General features: G+C 69.0%; 25 protein-coding genes. 10 read left to right on the top strand and 15 right to left on the bottom strand.

What is annotated here, in order from left to right; all coding sequences use genetic code 11:
- Positions 1 to 94 precede the first annotated feature (94 nt).
- The 6 genes from AB8619_RS15665 to AB8619_RS15640 all read left to right on the top strand — a co-directional run bounded on the left by AB8619_RS15665 (position 95) and on the right by AB8619_RS15640 (position 5,584).
- Positions 95 to 1,528 carry an aldehyde dehydrogenase family protein gene (locus AB8619_RS15665; RefSeq protein ID WP_436793567.1) on the top strand — a complete coding sequence of 478 codons (1,434 nt, stop codon included), beginning with the start codon at positions 95 to 97 and terminating at the stop codon, positions 1,526 to 1,528.
- A 229-nt stretch (positions 1,529 to 1,757) separates the two neighbouring features.
- The gene (locus tag AB8619_RS15660) at positions 1,758 to 2,132 is read left to right on the top strand and encodes a YciI family protein (RefSeq protein ID WP_436793566.1); all 375 of its coding nucleotides are present in this window, start codon (positions 1,758 to 1,760) and stop codon (positions 2,130 to 2,132) included.
- A 1-nt stretch (position 2,133) separates the two neighbouring features.
- Positions 2,134 to 3,366, top strand: coding sequence for an RNA polymerase sigma factor (locus AB8619_RS15655; RefSeq protein WP_436796396.1), 1,233 nt, complete (start codon positions 2,134 to 2,136; stop codon positions 3,364 to 3,366).
- Positions 3,363 to 4,355 (top strand): malate dehydrogenase, encoded by a 993-nt coding sequence (locus AB8619_RS15650; protein WP_436793565.1) that lies wholly within the window; start codon positions 3,363 to 3,365, stop codon positions 4,353 to 4,355. The genes AB8619_RS15655 and AB8619_RS15650 overlap by 4 nt, the downstream gene beginning before the upstream one ends.
- A 109-nt stretch (positions 4,356 to 4,464) precedes the next feature.
- Positions 4,465 to 4,962 (top strand): hypothetical protein, encoded by a 498-nt coding sequence (locus AB8619_RS15645; RefSeq protein ID WP_436793564.1) that lies wholly within the window; start codon positions 4,465 to 4,467, stop codon positions 4,960 to 4,962.
- On the top strand, positions 4,955 to 5,584 hold the full coding sequence (locus AB8619_RS15640) for a PAS domain-containing protein (protein WP_436793563.1): 630 nt from the start codon (positions 4,955 to 4,957) through the stop codon (positions 5,582 to 5,584). The genes AB8619_RS15645 and AB8619_RS15640 overlap by 8 nt, the downstream gene beginning before the upstream one ends.
- Before the next feature lie 3 nt (positions 5,585 to 5,587).
- Here the strand turns inward: AB8619_RS15640 and AB8619_RS15635 are convergent, their stop codons facing one another.
- The 3 genes from AB8619_RS15635 to AB8619_RS15625 form a co-directional block, all read right to left on the bottom strand.
- Complete coding sequence (locus AB8619_RS15635; RefSeq protein ID WP_436793562.1) at positions 5,588 to 7,342, bottom strand: putative bifunctional diguanylate cyclase/phosphodiesterase; 1,755 nt, start codon at positions 7,340 to 7,342, stop codon at positions 5,588 to 5,590.
- 73 nt (positions 7,343 to 7,415) lie between these two features.
- Positions 7,416 to 8,243 carry a DNA-formamidopyrimidine glycosylase family protein gene (locus AB8619_RS15630; protein WP_436796395.1) on the bottom strand — a complete coding sequence of 276 codons (828 nt, stop codon included), beginning with the start codon at positions 8,241 to 8,243 and terminating at the stop codon, positions 7,416 to 7,418.
- Positions 8,244 to 8,842: 599 nt separating this feature from the next.
- Complete coding sequence (locus AB8619_RS15625; RefSeq protein ID WP_436793561.1) at positions 8,843 to 9,232, bottom strand: SCP2 sterol-binding domain-containing protein; 390 nt, start codon at positions 9,230 to 9,232, stop codon at positions 8,843 to 8,845.
- An 88-nt stretch (positions 9,233 to 9,320) separates the two neighbouring features.
- Between AB8619_RS15625 and AB8619_RS15620 the strand changes: the two genes are divergently transcribed.
- Entirely contained in the window at positions 9,321 to 9,815 is a 495-nt protein-coding gene (locus AB8619_RS15620) for an RDD family protein (protein WP_436793560.1), read from the top strand.
- Entirely contained in the window at positions 9,812 to 10,690 is an 879-nt protein-coding gene (locus AB8619_RS15615; RefSeq protein ID WP_436793559.1) for a DUF7064 domain-containing protein, read from the top strand. Before AB8619_RS15620 ends, AB8619_RS15615 begins: the two co-directional genes overlap by 4 nt.
- A 20-nt stretch (positions 10,691 to 10,710) precedes the next feature.
- Here the strand turns inward: AB8619_RS15615 and AB8619_RS15610 are convergent, their stop codons facing one another.
- The gene (locus tag AB8619_RS15610; RefSeq protein WP_436793558.1) at positions 10,711 to 11,643 is read right to left on the bottom strand and encodes a DUF368 domain-containing protein; all 933 of its coding nucleotides are present in this window, start codon (positions 11,641 to 11,643) and stop codon (positions 10,711 to 10,713) included.
- Positions 11,644 to 11,734: 91 nt separating this feature from the next.
- Between AB8619_RS15610 and AB8619_RS15605 the strand changes: the two genes are divergently transcribed.
- The gene (locus AB8619_RS15605; RefSeq protein ID WP_436793557.1) at positions 11,735 to 13,447 is read left to right on the top strand and encodes a class I adenylate-forming enzyme family protein; all 1,713 of its coding nucleotides are present in this window, start codon (positions 11,735 to 11,737) and stop codon (positions 13,445 to 13,447) included.
- A gap of 1 nt (position 13,448) precedes the next feature.
- Here AB8619_RS15605 and AB8619_RS15600 read toward each other — a convergent pair whose 3' ends face one another.
- From AB8619_RS15600 to AB8619_RS15585, 4 genes are read right to left on the bottom strand one after another with little or no spacing between them, the layout of a single operon-like run.
- Positions 13,449 to 14,282, bottom strand: coding sequence for an ABC transporter permease (locus tag AB8619_RS15600; protein WP_436793556.1), 834 nt, complete (start codon positions 14,280 to 14,282; stop codon positions 13,449 to 13,451).
- Positions 14,279 to 15,097, bottom strand: a complete 819-nt coding sequence (locus tag AB8619_RS15595) for an ABC transporter permease (RefSeq protein WP_436793555.1) — start codon at positions 15,095 to 15,097, stop codon at positions 14,279 to 14,281. The genes AB8619_RS15600 and AB8619_RS15595 overlap by 4 nt, the downstream gene beginning before the upstream one ends.
- Complete coding sequence (locus AB8619_RS15590; RefSeq protein ID WP_436793554.1) at positions 15,094 to 16,200, bottom strand: ATP-binding cassette domain-containing protein; 1,107 nt, start codon at positions 16,198 to 16,200, stop codon at positions 15,094 to 15,096. Before AB8619_RS15590 ends, AB8619_RS15595 begins: the two co-directional genes overlap by 4 nt.
- 10 nt (positions 16,201 to 16,210) lie before the next feature.
- Positions 16,211 to 16,588, bottom strand: a complete 378-nt coding sequence (locus AB8619_RS15585) for a MerR family transcriptional regulator (protein ID WP_436796394.1) — start codon at positions 16,586 to 16,588, stop codon at positions 16,211 to 16,213.
- Positions 16,589 to 16,663: 75 nt separating this feature from the next.
- Here AB8619_RS15585 and AB8619_RS15580 point away from each other — a divergent pair, with 75 nt between their 5' ends.
- Entirely contained in the window at positions 16,664 to 17,158 is a 495-nt protein-coding gene (locus AB8619_RS15580) for a PPOX class F420-dependent oxidoreductase (RefSeq protein ID WP_436793553.1), read from the top strand.
- 73 nt (positions 17,159 to 17,231) lie between these two features.
- Here AB8619_RS15580 and AB8619_RS15575 read toward each other — a convergent pair whose 3' ends face one another.
- From AB8619_RS15575 to AB8619_RS15545, 7 genes are all read right to left on the bottom strand, one after another.
- Entirely contained in the window at positions 17,232 to 17,804 is a 573-nt protein-coding gene (locus tag AB8619_RS15575) for a CHRD domain-containing protein (RefSeq protein WP_436793552.1), read from the bottom strand.
- Between the two features lie 105 nt (positions 17,805 to 17,909).
- On the bottom strand, positions 17,910 to 18,752 hold the full coding sequence (locus AB8619_RS15570; protein WP_436793551.1) for an SGNH/GDSL hydrolase family protein: 843 nt from the start codon (positions 18,750 to 18,752) through the stop codon (positions 17,910 to 17,912).
- 4 nt (positions 18,753 to 18,756) lie between these two features.
- Entirely contained in the window at positions 18,757 to 19,518 is a 762-nt protein-coding gene (locus tag AB8619_RS15565; RefSeq protein WP_436793550.1) for a succinate dehydrogenase/fumarate reductase iron-sulfur subunit, read from the bottom strand.
- 12 nt (positions 19,519 to 19,530) lie between these two features.
- On the bottom strand, positions 19,531 to 21,453 hold the full coding sequence (locus tag AB8619_RS15560) for a fumarate reductase/succinate dehydrogenase flavoprotein subunit (RefSeq protein WP_436793549.1): 1,923 nt from the start codon (positions 21,451 to 21,453) through the stop codon (positions 19,531 to 19,533).
- On the bottom strand, positions 21,450 to 22,379 hold the full coding sequence (locus AB8619_RS15555) for a succinate dehydrogenase cytochrome b subunit (protein WP_436793548.1): 930 nt from the start codon (positions 22,377 to 22,379) through the stop codon (positions 21,450 to 21,452). The genes AB8619_RS15560 and AB8619_RS15555 overlap by 4 nt, the downstream gene beginning before the upstream one ends.
- 111 nt (positions 22,380 to 22,490) lie before the next feature.
- Entirely contained in the window at positions 22,491 to 24,641 is a 2,151-nt protein-coding gene (locus AB8619_RS15550; RefSeq protein WP_436793547.1) for a glycoside hydrolase family 2 protein, read from the bottom strand.
- Between the two features lie 40 nt (positions 24,642 to 24,681).
- The gene (locus AB8619_RS15545; protein ID WP_436793546.1) at positions 24,682 to 25,440 is read right to left on the bottom strand and encodes a hypothetical protein; all 759 of its coding nucleotides are present in this window, start codon (positions 25,438 to 25,440) and stop codon (positions 24,682 to 24,684) included.
- Between the last annotated feature and the right edge of the window lie 67 nt (positions 25,441 to 25,507).

Below are 25,507 nucleotides of genomic sequence, written 5' to 3'. Positions count from 1 at the left end.
GCGTCGTCGTCCCGGCCCCGATAGCGTCCGTTATCGCGGCAACGAGTGTTGCCGGAAGCCCACCGACAAGACTCGCCCACAGGGGGAACGAGACGTGACTGCTCACGACAAGATCTACGTGGACGGTGCCTGGATCGCATCGACCGGCACCGACACCATCGAGGTGTTCGACTCGACCGACGGGTCGGTCATCGGCACGATTCCCTCCGGCACCGCCGACGACCTCGACAAGGCGGCCAAGGCCGCCCGCGCGGCGTTCGACGGCTGGGCCGCCAAGTCGCCCGAGGAGCGCGGCAAGGTCTGCACGCAGATCGGTGAGGGCCTCGCGGCTCGCATGGACGAGATCGCCACCGTGGTGACCCGGGAAGCCGGCATGCCGAAGTGGCTGAGCCAGATCGTCCAGGCCGGGCTCCCGATCAACTCGTTCACCGAGGCGGGCAAGCTGGCCGAGAGCTACCAGTACGAGTCCGAGCTCGGCAACAGCCTCGTGATCAAGGAGCCGGTCGGCGTCGTCGGCTGTATCACGCCGTGGAACTACCCGCTCCACCAGATCGCCGCCAAGGTGGCGTTCGCGATGGCCGCGGGCTGCACCGTGGTCCTCAAGCCGAGCGAGGTCGCCCCGCTCGATGCGTTCATCCTCGCCGAGGTCATGCACGACGTCGGCGTCCCCGCGGGTGTCTTCAACCTCGTGCCCGGTGTCGGTCAGATCGTCGGCGAGGCCATGTCGGCCCACCCCGAGATCGACATGGTGAGCTTCACCGGATCGACCAACGCCGGCAAGAAGGTGGCCGCAGCCGCCGCCGCCGGCGTCAAGCGTGTCGCCCTCGAGCTCGGTGGCAAGTCGGCCAACATCCTCCTCGACGACCTCGACGATGCCGGCTTCCAGGCCGCCGTCGCCGACGGCATCCAGAAGTGCTACATCAACTCCGGTCAGACCTGCATCGCGCTCACCCGCATGCTCGTCCCCCGCGACCGCATGGGCCAGGCCGAGGAGATCGCCGCCGGCGTCGTCGAGACGATGTTCCAGCCGACCGACCCCTTCGCCGAGGGCGCCATGCTCGGCCCGCTCGCCAGCCGTGCCCAGGTCGACCGGGTCAACGAGTACGTCCGCAAGGGCATCGAGGAGGGCGCCAAGCTCGTCACCGGTGGTCCCGAGAAGCCTGAGGGTGTCAACCCCGACGGCTACTACGTGCGGCCCACGGTGTTCTCCGAGGTCACCAACGACATGACCATCGCCCAGGAGGAGATCTTCGGCCCGGTGCTGTCGATCCTCCCGTACGACACCGAGGAAGAGGCGATCCAGATCGCCAACGACTCGCCGTACGGCCTCTCCGGTGGCGTCCAGGGTGCCGACAAGGACCGTGCGATCGCGGTCGCTCGCCAGATCCGGACCGGCCAGATCGAGGTCAACCAGGGAGCGTTCAACGCCAACGCCCCCTTCGGTGGCTACAAGCAGTCCGGCTACGGCCGTGAGTACGGCGAGCACGGCTTCGAGGAGTTCCTCGAGATCAAGTCGATGCAGCTCTGAGCCGATAGAGGAAGTATCGGAAGAGGCGGGGGACGAGCGGGTCCCCCGCCTCTTCCGCGCCCACACCCCCGAAATTGCGTCATTTGCTCAGCAACGTCCTGAGCCGCTGACGAAATTTTCGGGGGTGGGTAGGTTTTTCGGGTGGGGGTGTCGATCCGGGGGGAGCTGGTTCGTCGTTCCTGTGACGGCCCGACCAGTGGCCGTGTCCACCGAACACGGGAGAATCACCATGCCCCTCTACGCAGCCCTCATCTACGACGACGCCTCCAAGCAGTACGAGCAGCCCGGCACCGAGGAGTGGGCGGAGATCATGGCCGACTACGGCGAGTTCGGCGAGAAGGCCGGCGCGGCCGGCGTGATGATGGGGGGCGAGGCGCTCCAGCCCACGGCAACGGCCACGACCATCAAGGTCGAGGGTGGCAAGGGTGGCGACATGGTCGCCACCGACGGCCCCTTCGCCGAGACCAAGGAGGCGCTCGGCGGCTTCTACCTCCTGCAGTGCGACGACCTCGACGAGGCGCTGGAGTGGGCCCGCCAGATCCCCGGCGCATGGCACGGACGGGTCGAGGTCCGTCCCTGCATCGACTTCTCCGAGGAGAGCTGAGCTGGATCGGAGCCCCACCGAGCTCGCTGAGATCGTCCGAGTCGAGGGTCGAGCGGTTCTCGCGACCCTCGCTCGGCGACTCGGCAGTCTCGATCTGGCCGAGGACGCCGTCCAGGACGCCATGGTCAAGGCCATCGAACGGTGGCCGGCCGCCGGTGTCCCCGATCGACCGGGTGCCTGGCTGACCACCACCGCGCACAACGCCGCGCTCGACCGTCTCCGGCGTGAGGGACGGCGCGGTCCGAAGGAGGAGGCAGCCATGGTCCTGCTCGCGGACGATGACCCCGAACCGCCCCACGCCTCGGTGGTGAGCGACGACCTCCTGCGACTGGTCTTCACCTGTTGCCATCCCGCCCTCCATCCCGAAGCACGGGTGGCGCTGGCGTTGCGCACGCTGTGCGGGCTCACCACGGCCGAGGTCGCCGCCGCGTTCCTGGTGGCAGAACCGACGATGGCCCAACGGATCGTGCGGGCGAAGCGCAAGATCGCGGCAGCCAACATCCCGTACCGCGTTCCTGCAGACCACGAACTCCCTGACCGGCTGCCGGCGGTCCTCGCCGTCGTCTACGTCGTCTTCACCGAGGCGCACCATTCGTCGACGGCGGCGAGCCCGGTCCGCGTCGACCTCGGCGACGAGGCGATCCGACTGGGTCGTCTCCTCGTCGACCTCATGCCCGACGTCCCCGAGTGTCAGGGGCTGCTGGCGCTGATGCTGGCGACCCATGCTCGTCGCGCCGCCAGGCTGGACGACGCCGGCGACATCGTGCTCCTGGGCGACCAGGACCGGCGCCGATGGGATCACGACGCGATCGCCGAGGCCGCAGCGATCGTCGAGGGGACGCTCCGCCGTCGGGAGGTCGGGCCCTACCAGGTGCAGGCGGCCATCGCCTGCCTGCATGGGCTGGCGGCGTCGAACGAGGCGACCGACTGGCCCCAGATCGCCGAGCTGTACGGGATCCTCGAGCAGCTCCAGCCGACCCCGGTCGTCCGGGTGAATCGGGCCGCAGCGGTGGCCGAGGCCGTCGGTCCCGAGGCTGGACTCGCCGTGCTCGACACCGTCGAGGGCGTCGACCAATGGCACCTGTTCCACGCCGCGCGTGCCGATCTCCTGCGTCGGCTCGAGCGCCGGGGCGATGCGCTCGCGGCGTACCGGCAGGCGCTGGCTTGCGGCCCCAACGGGGCCGACCGGCGGTTCCTCATGGCACGCATCGAAGACCTAGGGTCAACGGCATGACTGCTGCTCCCGTAAAGGTCGCTGTGACCGGTGCCGCCGGCCAGATCGGCTACTCGCTCCTCTTCCGCATCGCCAGTGGTGCGCTGCTCGGCCCCGACCAGCCGGTGCACCTCAGCCTGCTCGAGATCACGCCGGCCATGGGTGCCCTCGAGGGTGTCTGCATGGAGCTCGACGACTGCGCGTTCCCCCTGCTCAGCGGGTACTCGACCTCCGACGACGCCAACGTGGCGTTCGAGGGGGCGCAGGTCGCCCTCCTCGTCGGCTCGATGCCCCGCAAGGCGGGCATGGAGCGCGCCGACCTCCTCCAGGCCAACGGCGGCATCTTCACGGTCCAGGGCAAGGCGCTGAACGACCACGCCGCCGACGACCTCAAGGTCCTCGTCGTGGGCAACCCCGCGAACACGAATGCGCTCATCGCCATGCACTCGGCGCCCGACGTGCCCAACGAGCGGTTCACCGCGATGACCCGCCTCGACCACAACCGTGCCATCGCCCAGTTGGCAGCCAAGGCCGATGCCAGCGTCAACGACATCACGAAGATGACCATCTGGGGCAACCACTCGGCGACGCAGTACCCCGACATCTTCCACGCCCAGGTCGGCAGCCAGGTCGGCTTCGACGCCGCCGGCGGTGACCAGAACTGGCTCGAGAACGACTTCATCCCCACCGTGCAGAAGCGCGGCGCTGCGATCATCGACGCCCGCGGCTCCTCCTCGGCAGCATCGGCGGCGAACGCGGCGATCGACCATGTCCACGACTGGTTTGCAGGCACCCCCCAGGGTGACTGGGTGTCAATGGGCATTCCCTCCGACGGCTCCTACGGGGTCCCCGAGGGCATCATCTCGAGCTTCCCGTGCACCACCTCCGGCGGCGAGTACTCCGTCGTCCAGGGCCTCGAGATCGACGAGTTCTCCCGGGCCCGCATCGATGGGTCAGCCCAGGAACTGGTCGACGAGATGGAGACGGTCAAGGGCCTCGGCCTGATCTGACCCTCCGCTCTGAGGTCCATTCGGAGCAAATCGGGTGTTGACACGAATGGTCATCGTCAACACCTGATCACGTCATGTGCGCAAACCGCACAGGCTTCACAATCGAAGAGTGAACTCCCCCCGACGAGGCCGATGGCGTGGTGCCGGCGGCGACACCGAGATCCTCGTGGTCGACGACGACGCCGACATCGGTTCGATGATCGAGGCGATGCTCGTTGCCGGGCACCCCGACGAGCCAGACCAGACCTACGTCGTGACCAAGGCCATGTCGATGGCCGAGGCGCTCGAGTTGGCCGAGGATCGCGTCTTCGACGTCGTGCTCCTCGATCTGGTGCTCCGCTACGTGGAGATGTTCGGCGAGATCCGTCGCGGACTTGCCGTCCTCAAGATGCGGGGATCGCCCCATGACACCCGTATCCACGAGTACTCGATCGACGGGGAGGGTCTGCACCTCCGGGCGCCATACCGCAACGTCGTCGGGATCCTCGCTGGTACGCCTTCGCACGTCCCGACTCACGAGCTCGACGAGGTGGCGTCGATGTTCGGCGACGACTCCATCACGAACTCACGTGTCGGGATCACCGATCCGGACACGTTCGGTGGCTGAGCCGGGCACGCTGAATCCAACGGAAGACGAGGCGCCGTCGGCCATGTTCTCCTGGGTGCCGAGCGCCGTGTCATCGGCGGTCCTCGGCGTTGTCTCCGATGGCGTCCTGATCACCGACGACAGTGGCATCATCCTCCAGGCGAACTCGGCGTTCGCTCGGATGTGTCAACGGGAGGTGTGGGAGCTCGAGGGTGCATCCATCGCGATGCTCGTCGGCAACTCCGACGATCCGGTCGCGGAGATCGCCGCGATCCTCGATCGTGAGCCGGAGTGGACGGGACGGGCGCAGCTCAGGCGAAGTGACGGGCGCTTCGTCGACTGCGACGCCTGGGTCCGTCGTTTCGACGACGCCACCGGGACCTTCTGGGTCAGCGTGCAACACGAGGTGGGCGTGCGTCGGCGCTACGGCCACTCCACCATCGACGAGACCGAGGCGCGCATCCACGATCTCGTGAACTCGCTCGCGAGCATCCGCGGCTACACACATCTCCTCGAGCGCACTTCGCACGACGACGCAGCCTCGGTCCGGGCTCGCCTGATCGCACTGACCGAGTCCACGACGGCGCGGCTCGAAGCGCTCTTGAAGGAGCTCGGAGCGCCGAGCGCGCCCGACGAGGCCTGACCGTCAGAGCAGAGCAGCAGAGACCGACGTCGAGCGGCCGAACTCGGTCGACTTCCGGAACGCGGCGTTGGGCGAGTCGGGAGCGCCGTAGAGCGAACCCTGCGCAAGCGTGCAGCCCACGTCGCCGAGGATGTTCGCGGTGGCTTGCAGCTCCACCCCGCTGGCGACGACCAGGATGTCGGAGGCGATGGCGGCGGCGCAGATCGCACGGACGAGCCGCAGCGCCGCCACGTCGTCGAGCATCGCGCTGATGATGCGTCGGTCGATCTTGACCGCGACGGGGTCGACAGCGTGCAGGCGACGGAGCGATGCCCCCTCGTTGCCGAAGCCGTCGAGATGGAGGCGGACCCCGAGTCGACGGATCGGCTCGAGCACGGTCATGTCGAGACCGTCGGTCGCGGTCGCGCCGATCTCCAAGCGGAGCCACTCGGGATCGAGCGAGTGGCTCGCCAGCTTCGTCCGAATCGTGGGTGCGAGGTCGGGGTCGACGAGATGCGTCCGGCTGATGTTGACCGCGAGCGTCGGGACATCGCAGCCTCGCGTGATGGCCGCAGCGGCGTCGTCGATGGCGTGCTCCAGTGCCCACCGGCTCAGGAAGCGGTCGAGTTGCGGAACGATGTCGACATCGTTGTCGTAGATCGACACGACACCGCGGCCCGGCCGACGCCAACGGAGCAGGGCCTCGTACCCGGTGATGAGCCCGCTCTCGGGCATCACGATCGGCTGGTAGTGCATCAACAGCCGACCTTCTCGCGCCGCGGCTTCGAGCGACGCAGCGTTGCGCTCGTTCCCGGAACGGTCGGGCTGCGCGAGGACATGGACCTCGACGCGTTCAGAGCCACGCCGTTTGGCTCGGTACATGGCCGTGTCGGCCTCGCGGATCAGCGACTCGGGCGTCCACCGCTGGTCCGCGGTCACGACCAGACCGGCGCTCGGTCGGATCACGTGGTCGTGATCGTGCACGGTGATCGGCTTCTGGAGGAGTTCGACCAGTCGCTCCGCCACCTGGAGCGCCGACTCCGTGTCGTCCAGGCCAGCCATCGCGACCACGAACTCGTCGCCGCCGAGACGTGCCGGGAGGTCCTCCGGGCGGGTCGCGAAGCGGAGTCGTCGGCCGATCACACGCAGGATCTCGTCCCCGGCATCGTGGCCGAAGTGGTCGTTCACTGCCTTGAACCCCACGAGGTCGAGGAAGAGGAGCGCGACTCGGGAGTCGGGGTGCCGTCGGCCGAGTGCGAGGTGGCGGTTGAGTTCTTCGCGCAGGAAGGTGCGGTTGGGGAGACCGGTCAGCGGATCGTGGAGAGCCTGTTGTCGGAGGGTGACCTCGGCCTTGTGTGCATCGGACGTGTCGGTGATCGATCCTGCGATCCGCTGTGGCGGTTCGTTGTCGTCGGCGAGTCCACGGATCAGTACCCATCGCAGGGAGTGGCCGTCGGTGTCGCTGTCGGCGTCGCCGACGATGAGTCGGACCTCGATCTCGAGGTGGTCGGTGGCGCGGGCCAGGTGCGCTGCGGTGGCCTCCTCGGCCAGCGAGCGGTCGTCGGGGTGGATCCGGTCGAGCCAGCCCTCGACCGTGGGCGGCACCACCCCGTCGCCTGCCAGTTCGAGCCAGCGGTCCGAGACGTACATCTCGCCGCTGCGCAGGTCGAGGTCCCAGATGCCGTCATGGGATCCACGTGCGATCAGCTCGTAGCGGTCCTCAGCCCCGTCGACATCGGGCGTCGCGCCTCTCGGCGGGTCGTGTTGGTGATCGTGCATCGGTGGCGATCTGTGGCGGGGCTGCCCGGTGCGCAGAGTACTGGATATCGGACGAATCGGCGGGCCCGGAGGATCATTTCAAGAACTTCGAGGTGGTGTTGTCGGCGAGGACCTTGTCGCCGGTCTGGCAGTGGGCGCAGTAGTGGACGGTGTAGTGGTTGTAGGCGACTTCTCGGACGCCGTCGCCGCAGACTGGGCAGGGCTGTCCTGTCTGATGGTGTACGGCGCCGGGTCGGTCCTTGGACGAGGACATGTCGTCGCGGCCGCGTTCGAATGCCAGGCCCTCTTCGGCGCAGGCAGCGATGGCGTCGACCAGTCGCTCGATCTCGTCTCGATCGAGCGAACCGGTCATGGCGAAGGGTGACAGCCGGGCGCGGTGGCAGACCTCGTTGGCGAGTCGACGGCCGAGTCCGGCGATCCGCCGCTGGTCCCGCAGGAATCCGTGGACCCGGGTGTTCTCCGCTGCAGCGAGACCCGCCATCTGGTCGACGTCGACCTCGGTGGCGTCCGGACCGAGCTGCGACAGTGGTGGGTGATGGTCCGGGTCGCCCGACACGACCCACACGCCCGCCTTCCGCTCACTGCCGGCCTCGGTGAGCAGGAGGGCTCGCCCGTCGTCGAAGCGCCAGCGCGCCTGGCCGTTCCGGGGCTTCGCCGACTGCTTCTCGTCCGGTTTGAGACGCCCACCCTGCATGAGGTGCACGACGTGGGTGGCCGAGGGGAAGTGCAACAGCAGCGCCTTGCCGCGACGTCGCACCGATTGCAGGATCTCGCCGTGCGTCACCGCGGGGTCGGGGTCGAAGGTCTTGAGCGCCGTGAACGCGAGGGGCGTGAAGCGTTCGAGTCGGGCGCCGGCGAACGCGTCGTCGAGTCGCTCGGCGTGGGCCTGGACCTCGGGCATCTCGGGCACACGGCAACGCTAGGCGCCCCGGCTGTGCCACGCAGCAGACATGATGGGGCATGGCCGACCGCAGTGTCTGGTACGTGGCGTACGGGTCGAACCTGTCGGCGACCAGGTTCCAGCGGTACCTCGACCGTTGTGTCGACCCGACCCGACCCGTCGAAGCCCGTCCCCTGACGATCCCGCACGAACTCTTCTTCGCGCACGAGTCGTCGATCTGGAGTGGCGGTGGCACCGCGTTCGTCGATCCCACCGCCGGCGGGGCGGAGACGCTCGCGGTCGCGTGGCGGATCAGCGAAGACCAGTTCCTCCACGTGCTTGCGAGCGAGAACGGTCGGTCGGTCGACGCTGCCTCGGACGCCGACCTCCCGTCGGAGGTGGGCGCCTCGACCGCCGTGTTCCCGGGCCGCTATGGCCTCGTCATCGGCGTCGAGTCGCCCGACCGGCGTCGTGCCTTCACCTTCACGTCGAGCGAGACACCGCGACCTCCCGCCACGCTCCCGTCAGGCGACTACGTCGACACCATCGTCTCGGGGCTTGTCGCTCACCACCGGTGCACCGAGGTCGAGGCCCGGGCGTACCTGGCCCGCCGCGGTGGGTCAGTCGAATTCGGTCTCGGGTCGGATCCCCGCGAAGAGGTCGCCGAGCGTCTCGAGCGCGGCGCGATGTTCGAGCAGGACGCGAACGTCGCCTCCCAGTCGGAGGTCGCCGGCGATGAAGGCGTCGAGGGCCGGCCGCTGTCCTGAGGCGATGGAGGCCGCGGTCTCGCGGTCCGAGGTCAGACGGACATCGGGTTCACCGTCGGGCGACGACTCGACCCGAAGTGAGCCGCAGTCGACCGACAAGCGCCAGGTCGGTCCGTCGACGACCACCTGATCGATCGAGAGTTGCACGGTCGCCAACGGATCGTCGTCGGGTGCCTGCCGACGGCGGGCGGCAGCGTCGAGCGCATCGATCCAGTCGGACGAGAGGAACTTCACCGCGGTCATGGTGGCACGACGAAACGCCCCATCTCGATCGGTGTCCGCGACGGGTCGCGGCTGGACGTGGCCGGGTCGAGCGGTCCAGCCTTGTCCGATGACGCCTTCGGTCCCGCACACGCCCGCGCCGCGTGGCCGTCGTGTCGGGGCCCGTGTCGTCGACCTGGTCGTCGCCGGCTGGGTCCTCGCAGTGGCGGCCATCGAGATCGACGGCCGGTTGCTCGGCGGCGACGTGTTCGCCCAGAAGCCGCTCTCGGCCGTCACCCCCGACGGCACCCGACTCGCGGTGATCACGGCGCTCGTGCTCGTCGCCATCGAAGTCGCCCCGACAGCATGGTGGGGGCGGACGCCGGGCAAGGTCGTGCTCGGACTCCAGTGTGTCGACGTCGACACGGGACGGCCGCCGGGGGTCGTGCGCTCGGTCTTCCGAGGCCTGCTCTTGCACGCATGGGTCGCGATCCCACTGGTCGGCTGGGTGCTCCCGGCGGCCATCACGGCGAGCACGGTGTTCGCCCCGTCGGGACGCGGGGTCCACGACCGACTCGCCGGGACGCTCGTCGTCGATGCGTCGCCCACAGGTCTCGATCGATGATGCGCCCTGCAGACGAGCGACGTCACGAACCCGGCCCGGAACTCCGGTGGGCGGAGTCGTGGTCGTTCGACTTCGTGTCCGACGACGGCGCCCTCGGCGGATGGGCGCGGCTGACGCTGCTCCCGCATGCCTCGACGGCCTGGTACCACGCGTTCCTCGCCGGACCCGACCGGCAGCTCGTGGCCGTGCTCGACCACGAGGTCCCGGTGCCGGCCGACGATCTCGAGATCCGGACCACGGGCCTGTGGGCGACGCACATCTGCGAGACGGCATTCGACCACTGGACGATCGGCCTGGAGGCGTTCGGCCTCGGGGTGGACGACGTCCGGGAGATGTACGGTCGGCAGTTCGGTGATCGCGTCCCGCTCGGTTTCGACCTCGAGTGGGAGTCCGTCGATCGCACCGCCCATCCGGCGGTCGACGGCTACCAGCAGCCGTGCGTCGTGTCGGGGGAGATCCTCGTGGGCGACGACGAGGTCGACTTCCTCGGGACCGGCTGGCGAGACCACCGGTGGGGCGTGCTGGAGACCTGGGACCGACGGTGGCTCGACGTGCGCGGCCGACTCGACGACGGTGTCTGGTTCAGCGCACACGTCGTCGGTGGCGACCTCTCGTCTGCGATCGGATTCCTCGACGGGAGTGCGATCGCCGTCACCGAGGCTGGTCAGACCACGCACGAACCCGGCGTACTCGCACGGGCTCGCGTTCGCCTCGGGGGGCTCGACTTCGGCCTGGAGGCGGTCGCGGTGACCCCGGTCGAGGTCGTCGACGTCGAGCGCCGCGCCGCTCGATCACCGCGCGCCCTGTGCCGGGTCACGTCCGGCGACGGCCGGACCGGGAACGCCTGGGTGGAATGGAACGAACCGCGGGCCTGACGGGATCAGGCGCTCGGGAGTCAGGCGGCGACGGGTTCTTGGGTCTCGTCGCGCACGCCGGCGAGGCGGGCGACGACGATGATGGCCACCGCGGCGACGACGGCCAGCACGATCGGCCACACCACGTCTCCCGCCGGCAGGGCCATCTCGGCGCCGTTGGTGCTCTCCTCGCTGCCCGTACCGTTCGGCCACGGCCACAGCACGCGCAGCGAACCCGCCATGAGGCCGATGAGGCCTGCGAGCATGAGCTGTTCCCACCGGTCGAGGGCCCACGACAGGAACGACGAGAACCCGGCCAGCCCGAGGACCGCTCCGAGACCGAAGACGCCCACGAACAGCAGGTCACGGTCGTGCACGGCGTCGAGGACGGCGTGGTAGAGGCCGAGCATCAGGAGCAGGAACGACCCGGAGATGCCGGGGAGGATCATGGCGCAGATCGCGATCATGCCGCCGACGAAGACGAAGCCCAGGTTGGGGTCGGCGACCTGGCCCGAGCCCAGCCCGAGTCCGACGAAGGCCACGACCGCGACGACGGCAGCCACGCCGAGGTGCTTGGCGTCCCACTTCTTGACCAGCGAGACGGTGGTGACCAGGGAACCGACCACCAGTCCGAAGAACACGCCGGCGGTGCGGATCGGCTCCTCCTCGAGGAAGTGGCTGATGACGCCGGCGAGGCTCACGAGCGCGAGGCCGATCCCGGCCAACAGCGGCACGAGGAACCACCAGTCGACCCGCTTGAGCTCGGCCACGAAGGCCGAGGGGCGGAGGCGTGCGAGTTGGCCGAGCGCACGCGCACCCTGGCGGATCTGCTCGACGAGGGTGGTGTAGATCCCGAAGACGAGGGCCACCGTCCCACCGGACACGCCGGGGACGACGTCGGCCGCACCCATGCAGAAACCTCGGACGACTTGGAGTGGAGCGAGGCGGCTGGGCGCCTTGGCGGGATCGGTCACGGCACGACGGTACTGGCGGTCTCGTCGTCGCCCCCAACATGGTGTGGCTCCGCCTTGACCGCCCGGTCAGGATCGGGCAGTGTCGGCGGCCGTGACCTCTGACACACCTGCCGCACCGCTCACCTTCGACGAGGCCACCGCTGCCGTCACCGCGCCGGGCCAGCGCTTCGAGACGACGACGATCGAGGTCGACGGTCGTCCGGTGACGGCGTTCGCCAATGCTCCGGCAACACTCCGCCAGTGGTGGGCGTCGGCGCGGCAACGGCCCGACGAGACGTACCTGGTCTACGAGGACGAGCGCTGGTCCTTCGGCGACGTCATGGCGTGCGTCGACGGCCTCGCACACGCGTTGGTCCACGACCTCGGGGTCGCCAAGGGCGACCGGGTGGCCATCGGCATGCGCAACTACCCGGAGTGGATCTGCGGGATCGCGGCCATCACGAGCATCGGTGCGATCTCGGTCTCGCTCAACTCGTGGTGGACCGAGGATGAGATGGACTTCGCACTGCGCGACTCGGGGACCACGGTGTTGCTCGCCGACCTCGAGCGGGTGGGTCGAGCGGCGGCGACGATGGCCGACACCGGGATGCACGCGCTGGTGGTCCGAGCCGAGGGTGCGACGCTGCCGGCGGGAGCGCAGCACTTCGACGACGTCGTCGATCGCACCCGTCCGATGCCCGACGTCGACGTTGCTCCCGAAGACGATGCGACGATCCTCTACACGTCGGGGACGACCGGCCGACCCAAGGGCGCCGTGTCGACCCACCGCTCGATCGTGCAGGCCCTGTTCGGGTTCGCCTGTCGGGGAGCGGTCGAGAAGCTGCGGTCCGTGGCCCCCGAGCGCTCGGCCGCCGAGCCCGACGAGCCGCTGTGTTTCATCCTCGTCGTACCGCTGTTCCACGTGACCGGCTGCGTCCCCGTGATGATGAGCACGTTCGCCGGTGGGGTGAAGCTCGTGATCATGTACAAGTGGGATCCGGAGCGAGCGCTCGAGCTGATCGAGCGGGAACGGGTCACGAACCTCGTCGGTGTGCCCACGATGTCGTGGGATCTGCTCGAGTCACCCGACTTCGAGCGCCGCGACACGTCGTCGCTGCGCAGCGTCGGTGGTGGCGGTGCTCCTGCGCCGCCCGAGTTGGTCAAGCGGGTCGAGTCGGCGTTCGCCAAGGGGCGGCCTTCGATCGGGTACGGCATGACCGAGACCAATGCCTACGGGCCGCAGAACACCGGCGACGACTACGTCAGCCATCCGCGGTCGACCGGGCGAGGGACGCCGATCCTCGAGATCAAGGTGATCGACGCCGACGGCGCCACACTCGGACCGGGGCAGTTGGGCGAGATCTGCTTCAAGGGTCCGCACCTCATCCGTGGCTATTGGAACCGGCCGGATGCCACGGCGGAGACCATCGTCGACGGTTGGCTCCGGTCGGGCGACCTCGGTCGGATCGACGACGAGGGCTTCGTCTACGTCGAGGACCGAGCCAAGGACATGATCCTCCGGGGTGGCGAGAACATCTACTGCGCCGAGGTCGAGGCCGTGATCTACGAACACCCCGCGGTGTACGAGGCCGCGGTGTTCGGCGTGCCCCACGACCGTCTGGGCGAGGAGGTCGCCGCCGCGATCCATCTCCGCGACGGTGCCGACCTCGATGCCGACGGACTCCGTGCGTTCCTCGCCGAGCACCTCGCGGGGTTCAAGATCCCGACGCTCGTGACCTTCCCCACGGCGCAGCTGCCGCGGAACGCGAGCGGGAAGATCCTCAAGCGCGATCTCCGGGACGAGTTGGTCGCGGAACGTCCCTGAGTCAGGGCGACAGGCGGCGCATGCCGCGCAGTGCGAACGCTCCGAGCACGACGGTCATCCCGGCGAGGGCCACGAGTCCGGGCCACATCTCGGCCCAACCGACACCGAACCCTGCGGGCGGAGCGATCTGGTCGGGGACGAATCCTGCTCGTGCCATGCGCAAGATGTTGGTCATCGGGTTGACCCGGGCGACGGACGCCAGCCAGCCGCTCATCGCCGCGATGGGGACCTGCGCGGTCGACAGGAAGATGGTGACGAAGATGCCGACCTGGATGACCGGACCCACATTGGTGCTCTGCACCCGGTAGACGAGGCCGAGTCCCCACAGCGCGGCCACGACCGACACGCCGAGTGAGGACAGGTACAGCGCCATCAGGCCGAGCAGCCCGCCCGGTATGGCCACGCCGCCGATCGCCGCCACGGCGAGCACAGCCGTCGTCGTGAACGCGGACCGGAGCAGTGCGGCGACGAGGGCGCCGCCGAGCAGTGTCAGCCTGCTCATCGGGGCGAGGAGGAACCGGTCGAAGAAGCCGGTCTCGAAGTCGCGGGCGGCCGAGAACCCGATGGTCACCCCGGCGAAGGCCGCGCCCTGGATGATCGCCATCGGGGCGTACCAAGACAGCGCGTTGCCGTTGCCGAACACGGCCCCGGCGAAGCCGAAGGCGCCGGAGAACGTGATGACGAAGAAGATGGGCATGACCAGCGTCGGGATGAACGTCGCTGGCTGACGTCGGATGCCGCGCAGGTTGCGCACGACCATCATCTTGACGATCGCCCACGAACCCGTGCGCGCCTGGCCGAGATCGACTCGCGTGGTGGGTTCGACGGTCGTCATGTCGTGGTCCTCAGCCGATGGCGCAGTGCCCGCTGCGCGATCACGATCGACAGCGCGGCCAACGCCGTGGCCGTGCCGATGGCCACGGCGGCTCGCTCGGTCGACCAGCCGAGCGTCTGCAGGTCGCGCAGCGCGTCGAGGATCCACGAGATCGGGTTGTAGGTGGCGACCGAGCGGTACCAGCCCGACATCAGGTCGCGGGGGAAGAACGCCGACGATGTGAACATCAGCACGAAGATGAGCGGGAACGAGCCCTGCACCGCTTCGGCCGAGCCCGTCCGGATCCCGAGCGTCACACCGAATCCGCCGATGCCCATGGCGAGGAGCGACGACACGACGACCAGGACAGCGATCGCGGCGATCCCGCCCTTCACGTTCGCGCCGAAGAGGGTGAGGATGACGGTGAAGAACACCGCCTGCGCTGCGCCGAGGAGGGCGCCGCCGGCGAGCCGGCCCACGAGGATCGACGTCCGCGACACCGGCGAGGCCAGCAGACGGTCGAAGAACCCGATCTCGATGTCGTTGGCCATCTCGGTCCCGGCCTGCGTCGACCCGAAGAGCACTCCCTGGAGGACGGTGGCGGGAAGGAGGAAATCGAGGAACGAGTCGAACTGGGCGGCGAAGGCCGGCTGGGCGCTGGTGATCCGGTCGAAGGCCGCGGCGTTGAGCGCGCAGAAGAACAGCGGGAAGAACAGCGACGGCACCAGGACCTGGGGTTGGCGCAGCATCGAGAAGACGGCGCGGCGCGAGAGCTGCAGCGACTGGCGGATCGCGTGTGGCCGGTTCTCGGCCGCCGGTGCCGTGCGAGTGGTCACGAGGCGCGCAGGGGCGTCGACCGCCGTCGGCGTGGCGTGGGCGTGGCGGTGGCGGCCGAGGCTGACGGTGTCGGCTCGGCGGCGTCACCGTCACCCGACTCGCCGCCCGTGTCGGCGCCCGCGTTCTCGGCGTCGCCATTGTCTGCGCCCTCGAGCCTGCGGCCGGTCGCCTCGGCGAAGACGTCGTCGAGGGTCGGGGCGTTGAGCTCCATGTGAACGACCGAGATGCCGGCCTCGTCGAGCGCTCGCACGACCCTCGTGAGATCCTGCGCCCCGCCGTCGAGCCCGATGCCGAGCATGCCCGGCTCGACCGTGCGCTCGCTCCCGAAGCGGGCGAGGACCTCGGCGGCGACGCGTTGATCCGAGTCGACGGCCACCATCAGCGTCGGTGACCCGACCTCGTCCTTCAATGCCCGAGGTGCGCCCTTCTTGACGATCCGACCGTGATCGATGATCGCGACCCGGCCGGCGAGTTGGTCGGCTTCCTCGAGGTATTGCGTGGTCAACAGGACGGTCGTGCCGCGCTCACGGTTGAGGTACCGGACCTCCTCCCACAACGCCATGCGGCTCATGGGGTCGAGTCCGGTGGTCGGCTCGTCGAGGAAGAGGACCTCGGGCTCGTGCACCAGCGACAGCGCGAGATCGAGCCGTCGTCGCATGCCGCCGGAGTACGTGCCAACGCGTCGGTCGGCGGCTGCGGTGAGGCCGACCCGTTCGAGGAGTTCGCCTCCGCGGCGCTCGGCGATGGACCCGGGGATGCCGAACAGGACCGCTTGGAGGTGGACGAGTTCGGTGCCGGTCATCAGCGGGTCGATCGCTGCGTCCTGGAGCGCGACGCCGATCCGCTTGCGCACCTCGCCGGCCTCCCGGACCACGTCGAAGCCTGCGACGCTGGCGGTCCCGTCGGAAGGCTGGAGCAGCGTGGTCAGCATCCGGACGGTGGTCGACTTCCCGGCGCCGTTGGGGCCGAGGAAGCCGAACACCTCGCCCTGCTGGACCGCCAGGTCGACGCCGTCGACGGCGACGACGTCACCGAAACGACGAACGAGACCTCGTGCGGAGATGATCGCGCCGTCGTCCGCCGGTTCGTGCTTCCGTCCCATGCGGCGGAGCCTACGGCTCGTCCGGGTGGACGCCGCACGTGCAGTCGTCGAGGGCGGGACACGTACAACGCAGACCCCACTCGATGATCGCTCGGGCGCGATGCAACTGGTCGATCTGGCGGTCGATGTCGGCGACCTTGTGTCGCGCCATCGCCTTGGACGGCTCTCGCCCCGGCGACCGATCGTCGTAGAGGAGCCCGATCTCCTCGAGCGTGAAGCCGGCCGCCCGGCAGGTGGCGATGACGGTCAACTTCGCCTCCGCCCGTTCGTCGTAGCGACGCTGGCCGCCCTGGAGCGCGGTGGGCGGGAGAAGACCGATCTTGTCGTAGTAGCGCAACGTGGTCGCGGGCACCCCGGACCGTTCGGCGAGCGCGCCGATGGTGAGCAGGGCGTCGGGCCGGCCGGACATCGGGCCGAGATTAGTCCTTGACTTGGAGTCAGGTCGAAGTTCTTGGATGGGGGCATGGAAACGGAATCCGATCTCCCCACCGCCACGATCGCCTCGCTCGCCGGCAGCGACTACCTGTCGTTGCGCACCTTCCGGCGCGACGGCTCACCGGTCGACACGCCGATGTGGTTCGCCCCGACGGATGGTCCGACGGATGGCCCGACGGATGGTTCGTTGGTGCTCCGCACGCCGACCGACTCGATGAAGGCTCGGCGGATGCGCGCCGACGCACGGGTGGAGATCCGTCGGTATGACTGGAAGGGCCGCGTCCCCGAGGGCACGCCCGTGGTCCGTGGTCGGGCGGTCGAACTCGACGGCGTCGCCGCCGAAGCCGCCAACGCCGCGCTCCACCGTCGCTACGGCTGGAGGTGGAACGTGGTCCCCATGGTGCCCGTGCCCGGCGTCCGATCGGCTCCCCACGGATTGTCGGTGTGGGATCGGGTGCGCATGATGCGTCATCGCTCGCTGTGGCCGACGAGCACCATCGTGCGCGTCGACCCGGTGTCCTGACGCGGTGCGCTGACGCGAGACGCCGCCGCACCCGTTCGTGGATGCGGCGGCGTGGTGCGGTTCCCGCGACGGGTCAGTGGTCGTGGTGGTGACCCTGCTCCTCGAGCTGGCCTCGAACGGCGCCGCCCGGGTACTCGTTGTTGTGGACGTTGAAGTAGTAGCCCTCGGGGTTGGCGAGGATGTCCTGGACGATCCCGGGACCGGCGTCGGCGGTGAACTTGCCGACCTCGTTCTCGGAGAGGCAGTCCGCGGCCTGGCCGTCGGTGGGGAACGCGAGGTTCGCCACGACCGGCCCGTTCTCGCCCTTGGCGCCACGGTGGATGTGCGCGGCGCGGCCGTTGCCCGGGTTCGACCCGAGCTCGCTGATCCCGTCGACGATGACGATGTAGCAGAGGGTGTCGGTGTTGTCGACGGTGCCGTCAGCGCCGAGGTCGTCGTTGTCGATGCCGAACACGTAGCCCTCGCCGCGCCCGTTCGGGTCGCCGACGATCTTGTTCGACTTGGCGTTGCTCGCCACCTCGTTGCGGCCCGAGAGGTCTGCCTCGAGCAGCGGGTTGAGGTGGCCGGCCGACGCGATCGACGCTCCGCCGATGACGAGGCCGGCGGCGATGCCTGCGGTGGCGAGACGGGTGGAGAGACGCTTCATGGTGTTGTTCCTCTGTGGATCGATGGTCGGAGCTGGCGGCGCGACCGCCAGGTCCGCGCTGCACCAACTCTCCGGATCAGACCGTTTGTCCGGATGACGTCGATCTCAGATGGTCGTCGTGGCGGCGGGGGCCAGCGCCGTGTCGAACGCCTCGATGATGTGGTCTGCCCACAGCGCGTACCCGGCGCCGGAGGGGTGGAACCGGTCGGCGGCGAGGAAGTTCCGCAGGTCGCGCCGCCGGATCCAGTCCGGGCGGCGGCGGACCGACGCGTAGTGCACGTCGTCGCGCTCGCGGCCGAACTTCCGTAGGACGAGGTCGAGCCACAGGGCGCGGACCGACGCGATCGTCCGGAGCGGCCGCGGCAGGCGTATGGCGTCGCTGAGTTGGGGGATCGACACCAACACCACCGGAGCGCCGTCGGCGGCGAGCACGATCTTGCGGACGTTGGCGCGGAACCGGTGGCGGGGGGTGAAGGACGAGATGTCGTTGGCGCCGACGGTGATGCCGATGGCGTCGATGCGCTGGCCGATCTGTCCCAGTCCGTGGCGGAGTTGGTGCAGCGCCGGGAGTTGGGTTCGGATCACGTCCTCGCTGGTGGCGCCCGGAACGGCGAACACGTGGAGCCGGGTGTCCTGGTTGCGGCCGGTGGCGACCAGTCTGGGGATCGACAGCTCGGGGGAGATGGCGCCCATCCCGGCGGCGAGGCTGTCACCCAGCCACACGATCCGACATAGCACGCCGTTCTCGCCATCGACGTGGCCGTCGAGCGGCGTGGTGACGTAGGGCTCGTTGGAGACCGCCAACCGCGCCTGCAGGTAGGCGATGGCGCTGACGGAGCTGACCGCGCCGGCGGCGATTCCTCCGGCGATGATGCCGTTGCGCAGGGCGCGCGCGGGCGGGGGTGGCGGCGGCAGGTGCCTGGCAGGTAGGCGCGGCAGCCACCGCACGGGTCTACCGCTGGCCGAGCAGCTTGCGGTTCTTGAGCTGCGCCTTGACGTAGTCGCGGTTCATGAACGCGATGTAGTCGAGCGGGATCTCCTTGGGGCACGCCTCGGTGCACTCACCGTGGTTGGTGCACGAACCGAAGTACTGCTCCATGGTCCCGACCATCCCGAGCACACGCTGGTGCCGTTCGGCCTGGCCCTGCGGGAGCAGGTTGAGATGCTCGATCTTGGCCGAGGTGAACAGCTGTGCCGCCGAGTTGGGGCACGCTGCCACGCAGGCGCCGCAGCCGATGCAGGCGGCCGCGTCGAACGCCGCGTCGGCAGCGTCCTTCGGGACCGGGATCAGGTTGGCGTCGGGGCCCGCACCGGTGGGAGCGGTGATGTAGCCACCGCTCTCGACGATGCGGTCGAACGGCGAGCGGTCGACGACGAGGTCCTTCAGCACCGGGAAGGCCGCGGCGCGCCACGGCTCGATGTTGATGGTGTCGCCGTCGGAGAACTTGCGCATGTGGAGCTGGCACGTCGCCGTGCCCTTCTGCGGACCGTGTGCCTGGCCGTTGATCATCACGCCACACGAACCACAGATGCCCTCGCGGCAGTCGTGTTCGAACTCGACCGGCTCGGAGCCCTCGGCGATCAGCCGTTCGTTGAGGACGTCGAGCATCTCGAGGAACGACATCTCCGGGGAGACGTCGTCGAGGTCGTAGGTCTGCATGGCGCCGTCGGCGTCACGGTCGGCTTGGCGCCAGATGTTGAGCTTGAGCTTCATCGTCCGGATCCTCTACTTGTAGCTGCGCTGGGTCAGCGCCACGTTGTCGAACACCAGCTCTTCCTTGTGCAGCTGCGGGCTCGACGGGTCGCCCGTCCACTCCCAGGCTGCGGCGTGGCTGAACTCGTCGTCGCGACGGAGCGCCTCGCCTTCCTCGGTCTGGCTCTCCTCGCGGAAGTGGCCACCACAGGACTCGTTGCGTTCCAACGCGTCGCGGCACATGAGCTCGCCGAGTTCGAGGAAGTCGGCGATACGGCCGGCCTTCTCGAGGCTCTGGTTGATGCTGTCGCCGGAGCCGAGCACCCGGAGGTCCTTGTAGAACTCCTCGCGCAGTGCGGGGATCTCCGAGAGGGCCTTGGTGAGGCCGGCCTCGTTGCGGGCCATGCCGCAGTGCTCCCACATGATCTTGCCCAGTTCCTTGTGGAAGTGGTCGGGGGAGCGGGTGCCGCCGATGGTGAGGAACTGGTTGATCCGGTTCTTCACGTCGGCTTCGGTCGTCGTGAACGCCGAGTCGTCGGTCGACACCGCGGGCTGGCCGAGGATGCCGGCGAGGTAGTTCGCCATCGTGTAGCTGATGACGAAATAGCCGTCGGCGAGACCCTGCATCAGCGCCGAGGCGCCGAGGCGGTTGGCGCCGTGGTCGGAGAAGTTGGCCTCACCGAGCACGAACAGGCCGGGCACGTTCGACTGGAGGTGGTAGTCCACCCACAGCCCGCCCATCGTGTAGTGCACGGCGGGGTAGATGCGCATCGGCGTCTCGTACGGGTTCTCGTCGGTGATCCGCTCGTACATGTCGAACAGGTTCCCGTAACGCTCGGCGATGGCGTCCTTGCCCAGCCGCTCGATGGCCTGGCTGAAGTCGAGGTACACGCCGTTCTTCAGCGGTCCGACACCGCGGCCTTCGTCGACCACGGTCTTGGCGTTGCGCGACGCGACGTCGCGGGGGACCAGGTTGCCGAAGCTCGGGTACTTCCGCTCGAGGTAGTAGTCGCGGTCCTCTTCGGGGATCTGGGCTGCGGGACGGGTCTCGTCGGGGTCCTTGGGGACCCAGACCCGGCCGTCGTTGCGCAGTGACTCCGACATGAGGGTGAGCTTCGACTGGAAGTCCTCGGCCGGCGGGATGCAGGTCGGGTGGATCTGGGTGAAGCACGGGTTGGCGAACAGCGCGCCACGCCGATGGGCACGCCACGCCGCAGTGGCGTTGGAGTGCATGGCGTTCGTCGACAGGTAGAAGACGTTGCCGTAGCCGCCGGTGGTGAGGAGCACGGCGTGAGCCGAGTGACGCTCGACGGCGCCGGTCCGCAGGTCGCGGGTGACGACGCCGCACGCGACACCGTCCTTCACGACCAGGTCGAGCATCTCGGTCTTGGTGACCAGCTCGACGGTGCCGGCGGCCACCTCCTTCATCATCGCCTGGTAGGCGCCGAGGAGGAGCTGCTGGCCGGTCTGGCCTCGGGCGTAGAAGGTGCGGGACACCTGCGCGCCACCGAAGGAGCGGTTGTCGAGCATGCCGCCGTACTCGCGGGCGAACGGGACGCCCTGGGCGACGCACTGGTCGATGATGTCGACCGAGACCTCGGCCAGGCGGTGCACGTTGGCCTCGCGTGAGCGGTAGTCGCCGCCCTTCACCGTGTCGTAGAAGAGGCGGTAGACCGAGTCGCCGTCGTTCTTGTAGTTCTTGGCGGCGTTGATGCCGCCCTGGGCCGCGATGCTGTGCGCTCGGCGGGGCGAGTCGTGGTACGTGATGACCTTGACGTTGTAGCCCTGCTCACCGAGCGTGGCGGCGGCCGAGGCGCCGGCGAGGCCGGAGCCGACGACGATGACGTCGAACTTGCGGCGGTTGTTGGGCGCCACCAGCTTCATGTCGAACTTGTGCTGAGTCCACTTGTCGCCGATGTCTCCGGCGGGAACCGCGTTGTCGAGGTTGCCGATCATTCGCCTGCCTCCTGCAGCTCGCGACGCGCTTCGTCCGACTTGTACACCTCGAGGATGGTGTTGCGTTCCTCTTCGGACAGGTCGTCGTACTCCTCGACGGTGAAGGTGCCGTTGCGGAGTGCATCGGCGAACACCGCCTCGCAGGTGACGACACGGTCGCCCTGCTCGAAACAGGCCTCGTCCTCGGCGACGCCGGACACGACCGTGAGCGGGAAGCTCAGGTTGCCGAGGGTGACGAGGACGGCGAAGCCCATCGCGAAGTTGCGTCGCCAGTCGTTGTACTTGGGGTTGTTGAGGCCGAGGCTCTGGAACATGCTCCAGGCGCCGTGCCACAGATGGATGCCCAGCGCCACGTTGGCGATGATGTAGATCGCCGCCACGGGGGCGTTGGAGAGGCTCGCCTGCATGTTGCGGTAGACGTCGCCGCGGACGAAGTCCGGGTTCACGAAGCCCCAGGTCAGGTCGGCCAGGTGGAAGCCCAGGTAGAGGAGGATGATGACGCCGGTCCAGCGCATCGAGCGGCTGGCGGCGCTGGCCGCGATGTAGTCACGGCTGGTGGTGTAGCCACCGGCCTGCGCTCGCCGGTTCATCCGGGTGAGGCTGTACGCCGAGTGGATGTGGAGCACGAAGGCCACGATCAGGCCACTGCGGGCGATCCACAAGAAGACGGTACGAGGGAGGATCGGCACGGCGATCTCGCGGAGGAACTCGCCGTAGTGGTTCATCTCCTCGGCACCTTCGTAGAGGTGCAGGTTTCCGATCATGTGATAGGCGACGAAGCCCATCAGCATGATCCCGGTCAGCGCCATGACCCACTTCTTGCCCACGGCGGATCGATAGAACTCGATCGGCCACGGCGCCGGGCGGCGCGTCGGATGCACTGGCGCGACCTGCCCGCCAGCAGCCGCGTTGTCCATGGTTTGCATGCCGTGAACGTACCCCGCGATCCCGCGGGTGCCGAACTCACTCGGCCGTCGCGCTCCGCGGCGTCCCGCATCCCCCTCGAACTCGACGCTCAGGGCGTCGGCCCCCGACGTCTACGACGTCGAGTTCGAGGTGATGGTGGTGGCGTCGTCGTTGGTGACGTCGTGGTCACCGACGCGGCCGCTGAGCGTGAGGGTGAGGTCGCCCGGGGCGTAGGGCACCTCGAACTGGACCGTTCCGACGCGGACGCATTCGTCGGCGGGGACGTGGCCCTCGAACGACCACCGGTGGCCGCCACCCGACCAGTCCAGACGGGCGTCGATGCGACCCGAGAGGTCGACGCGACGGTCCGACACGACGTGCACGTCGAGCGCGAGCGCATCGCCGGGATCGACGGTGGCCGGGAGGCGGTCGGCCACGACGATGACCGGTCGGCACGCCGCGGCGAGGGCGTCGTAGGCGAGCTTGGGCATCCGCCGGTGGTCGAGCACGGACCAGGTGATGGCGGGATGCGAGTCGGCGAACGAGAACTGGGCGAACCCGCCGGTCGGCCGGTACTTCAGGCGCCGGAGCGTCTCGACGTGATGGCGGATCACCGTCGCCTGGTACTCCTGCGTGGCCCGCTTCCACGACTCGTAGGTGTGCCCGTCGCGTGGCACGAACTTGTCGAGGATCGACTGCTGGAGGTTGTGCGTGGTCGTGAGGCGCTCCCAGTCGAGGTCCGGCCACGCCGACGGATCGACGAAGTCGTCGCTGTCGGGGATCGACTGGGCCCCGAACTCGGTCGGGAAGCGGACCTGGCTGGGGACCGCACGGGCGAAGGCGGGGAAGTCGCGTTCGTTGCCGAAGTACCACCCGAAGTAGAGGTGGCTGTCGGTCCCCTGGAGTCGGGGGAGATGTGGCATCACGCCGGAGTGGGCGATCGTGGGGCGTGTGCCGTCGGTGCGGTCGATCGACCGCTTCACGGCCCGGTCGAGCACCGACTTGTTCCAGGTGGGCAACTGCATCGACGCCAGCGCCTTGACGCCCATCTGCGCGGTCTTCCTCGGATCGGCGAACGCGTCGGCGTCGAGGTCGAGTCGCATCGGTTCGTTGTGTGCGCACCAGACGGCGATCGAGGGGTGGTGCCCCAGCATCGAGACCATCCCGCTCGACTGGCGGATGGCCTCCTTCTTGATCGAGCGGGCGTAGCCCCACTGCAGCGGGAAGTCCTGCCACACCAACATGCCGGCCTCGTCGGCGGCGTCGTAGGTCTCGGGGCGTGCGACGTGGCCGTGGATGCGAACGAGGTCGAGGCCGGCGTCCTTCGCCAGGTCGATGTCCTGGCGGCACTCGGCAGCCGTTGCCTCGGCGAGCGCCATCCGGGTCGGACCCATGTTCGTGCCCTTGAGGAACAGGCGCTCCCCGTTGACGCTCATCGTCCACTTCTTCATCTCGATGTGGCGCAGACCGGTCCGGAACCGCCGCGAGTCGGAGACCGACGAACCGGCGGCGTCGCGGAGTCGGACCTCGACGACCACGTTCTCGAGCGACGCGTCACCCAGCGCGTGCGGCCACCACAGGCGTGGCCGGTCGACGGTGACGCTCCACTCCACGGTGTTGGCGCCGGTCGCGAGCGTGTGGTCGAGGCCGTGGTCGATCGAGCCCACCGTCGTCCGGACGTGCGCGTCGACCCCCTCGGCCGCGTCGAGTTCGGCGACGAACGCGAGCACGGCTCGCTCGTCGTCGGCCTCGACGCACCGCGTGGTGAGTCGTGCGATGCGCACCGGGCCCGTGTGTTCGAGGTGGACGGGTCGCCAGATGCCACCGGGGTTCCACGCGGGATCGATGGCGTCCCAGTGTTGGAACACGCCGGTGATGTTGCGCTTGTTGGCGCGATCGGTCTGGGGTGCGCAGGCCGCCTCGACCGCGAGCACGTGCTCGGAGCGATCGCGGACCTGGTCGGTCACCTCGAAGGTGTGGGGGAGGAAGTAGCCCTCGGTGTCGCCCAGGTAGGCGCCGTCGAGCCAGATGTCGCCCTGGTAGAAGAGGCCGTCGAACCGCACCCACCAGCGGCGGTCGGGAGGGCCCGCCTCCTGCGAGAACCGCGTCCGGTGCAGCACCGGGCCGTCGTGGTCGGCGAACGCCGGGTTCGAGCGCCAGTGCCCCGGGACGTCGATCGGTTCCCAGGCCGATTCGTCGAGGTCGGTCTCGGCGAACGTCCGCCGGAGGTCGTCGTCGGCCGGGATGGCGACCCACTGGTCCGAGATCGGGCGCTGGCTCATCCCCATGATCGGCGCAACCTACCGGCCGACGTGCCGTCGCTCATCCGCCGCCGACGTCGCCGTCGAGCAGGGCGTCGACGGTGACGGTGCCGTCGTCGGCGACGGTGAAGGTCACCTCGAAGGATCCCTGCTCCATGGTGACGGTGGTGGCCGCGTCCGACCCCTCGCTGGTCTGGACGCGGAGATCGCCGGTCAGCGAGACACGACCGGGACCGAGGAGCAACCAGGTGCCGGGTGGGAGGCGTCCCTCGACCCGGCCGGTTCCCGACAACACGGCCCCTTCGGTCGCCGAGAACCCTGTCTGGGTGCTCGGTGCGGCGAGGCCGCCACCCGCGCCGACGGCGACGGGCCCGGCGACCGTGTACCGGCCGGGCGAGAGCGGATGTGCTGCACCGCTCAGGTCGGCGAAGAACCCGCCGTCGCCCACCCGGAACCCGCCGGGTTGGACGGCGATGGTGCCGTCGCCGTCCAGTGTGATCGGGCGCCCGCCGTCCCAGACGACGGTGTCGCCATCGGCAGCGTCGACACCGGTGATGATCGCCCCGTTGCCCCCGCCCCGTTCGGCGACGGTCAACACGATCGGCAGCGCGGCCGTGCCGTCGAGCGCTCCGACGAGGTCGCCGGTGGTGACGGTGCCCACCACATGCGTGAGATCGCCGAGTGCCGGGTCGCCACCGGCAGCGGTCGACGGCGTCGCCGCTGTCGGGTCGACGGTGCCGTCGTCGGAACTGGTCGCGCTCGGCGTGCACGCAGCCGCCAGCAGCAGCGATCCGAGGACGAGCACCCAGCGTCTTCTCACGACCGCGAGTGTGCCCGTCCCCGGCGTCGGAGTGTGCAGGAGAAGGTCGCGAGGCGTGCCGATAGGT

The sequence above is a fragment of the Actinospongiicola halichondriae genome (assembly GCF_049103745.1).
In the GTDB taxonomy this organism is placed as follows: Bacteria; Actinomycetota; Acidimicrobiia; order Acidimicrobiales; family Salinilacustritrichaceae; genus Salinilacustrithrix; species Salinilacustrithrix halichondriae.
Note: the sequence above shows the minus strand (reverse complement) of the source record. Positions and strands in the feature narration are given on the sequence as shown.

Excerpts from the sequence above, each read along its gene's own strand:
- AB8619_RS15635 (WP_436793562.1), bottom strand. The coding sequence starts at position 7,342 with ATGCACGATCACCAACACGACCCGCCGAGAGGCGCGACGCCCGATGTC.
- AB8619_RS15580 (WP_436793553.1), top strand. The coding sequence starts at position 16,664 with ATGGAAACGGAATCCGATCTCCCCACCGCCACGATCGCCTCGCTCGCC.
- AB8619_RS15615 (WP_436793559.1), top strand. The coding sequence starts at position 9,812 with ATGATGCGCCCTGCAGACGAGCGACGTCACGAACCCGGCCCGGAACTC.
- AB8619_RS15630 (WP_436796395.1), bottom strand. The coding sequence starts at position 8,243 with ATGCCCGAGGTCCAGGCCCACGCCGAGCGACTCGACGACGCGTTCGCC.
- AB8619_RS15575 (WP_436793552.1), bottom strand. The coding sequence starts at position 17,804 with ATGAAGCGTCTCTCCACCCGTCTCGCCACCGCAGGCATCGCCGCCGGC.
- AB8619_RS15650 (WP_436793565.1), top strand. The coding sequence starts at position 3,363 with ATGACTGCTGCTCCCGTAAAGGTCGCTGTGACCGGTGCCGCCGGCCAG.
- AB8619_RS15555 (WP_436793548.1), bottom strand. The coding sequence starts at position 22,379 with ATGCAAACCATGGACAACGCGGCTGCTGGCGGGCAGGTCGCGCCAGTG.
- AB8619_RS15625 (WP_436793561.1), bottom strand. The coding sequence starts at position 9,232 with ATGACCGCGGTGAAGTTCCTCTCGTCCGACTGGATCGATGCGCTCGAC.
- AB8619_RS15550 (WP_436793547.1), bottom strand. The coding sequence starts at position 24,641 with ATGAGCCAGCGCCCGATCTCGGACCAGTGGGTCGCCATCCCGGCCGAC.
- AB8619_RS15560 (WP_436793549.1), bottom strand. The coding sequence starts at position 21,453 with ATGATCGGCAACCTCGACAACGCGGTTCCCGCCGGAGACATCGGCGAC.
- AB8619_RS15565 (WP_436793550.1), bottom strand. The coding sequence starts at position 19,518 with ATGAAGCTCAAGCTCAACATCTGGCGCCAAGCCGACCGTGACGCCGAC.
- AB8619_RS15600 (WP_436793556.1), bottom strand. The coding sequence starts at position 14,282 with ATGACGACCGTCGAACCCACCACGCGAGTCGATCTCGGCCAGGCGCGC.
- AB8619_RS15590 (WP_436793554.1), bottom strand. The coding sequence starts at position 16,200 with ATGGGACGGAAGCACGAACCGGCGGACGACGGCGCGATCATCTCCGCA.
- AB8619_RS15660 (WP_436793566.1), top strand. The coding sequence starts at position 1,758 with ATGCCCCTCTACGCAGCCCTCATCTACGACGACGCCTCCAAGCAGTAC.
- AB8619_RS15620 (WP_436793560.1), top strand. The coding sequence starts at position 9,321 with ATGACGCCTTCGGTCCCGCACACGCCCGCGCCGCGTGGCCGTCGTGTC.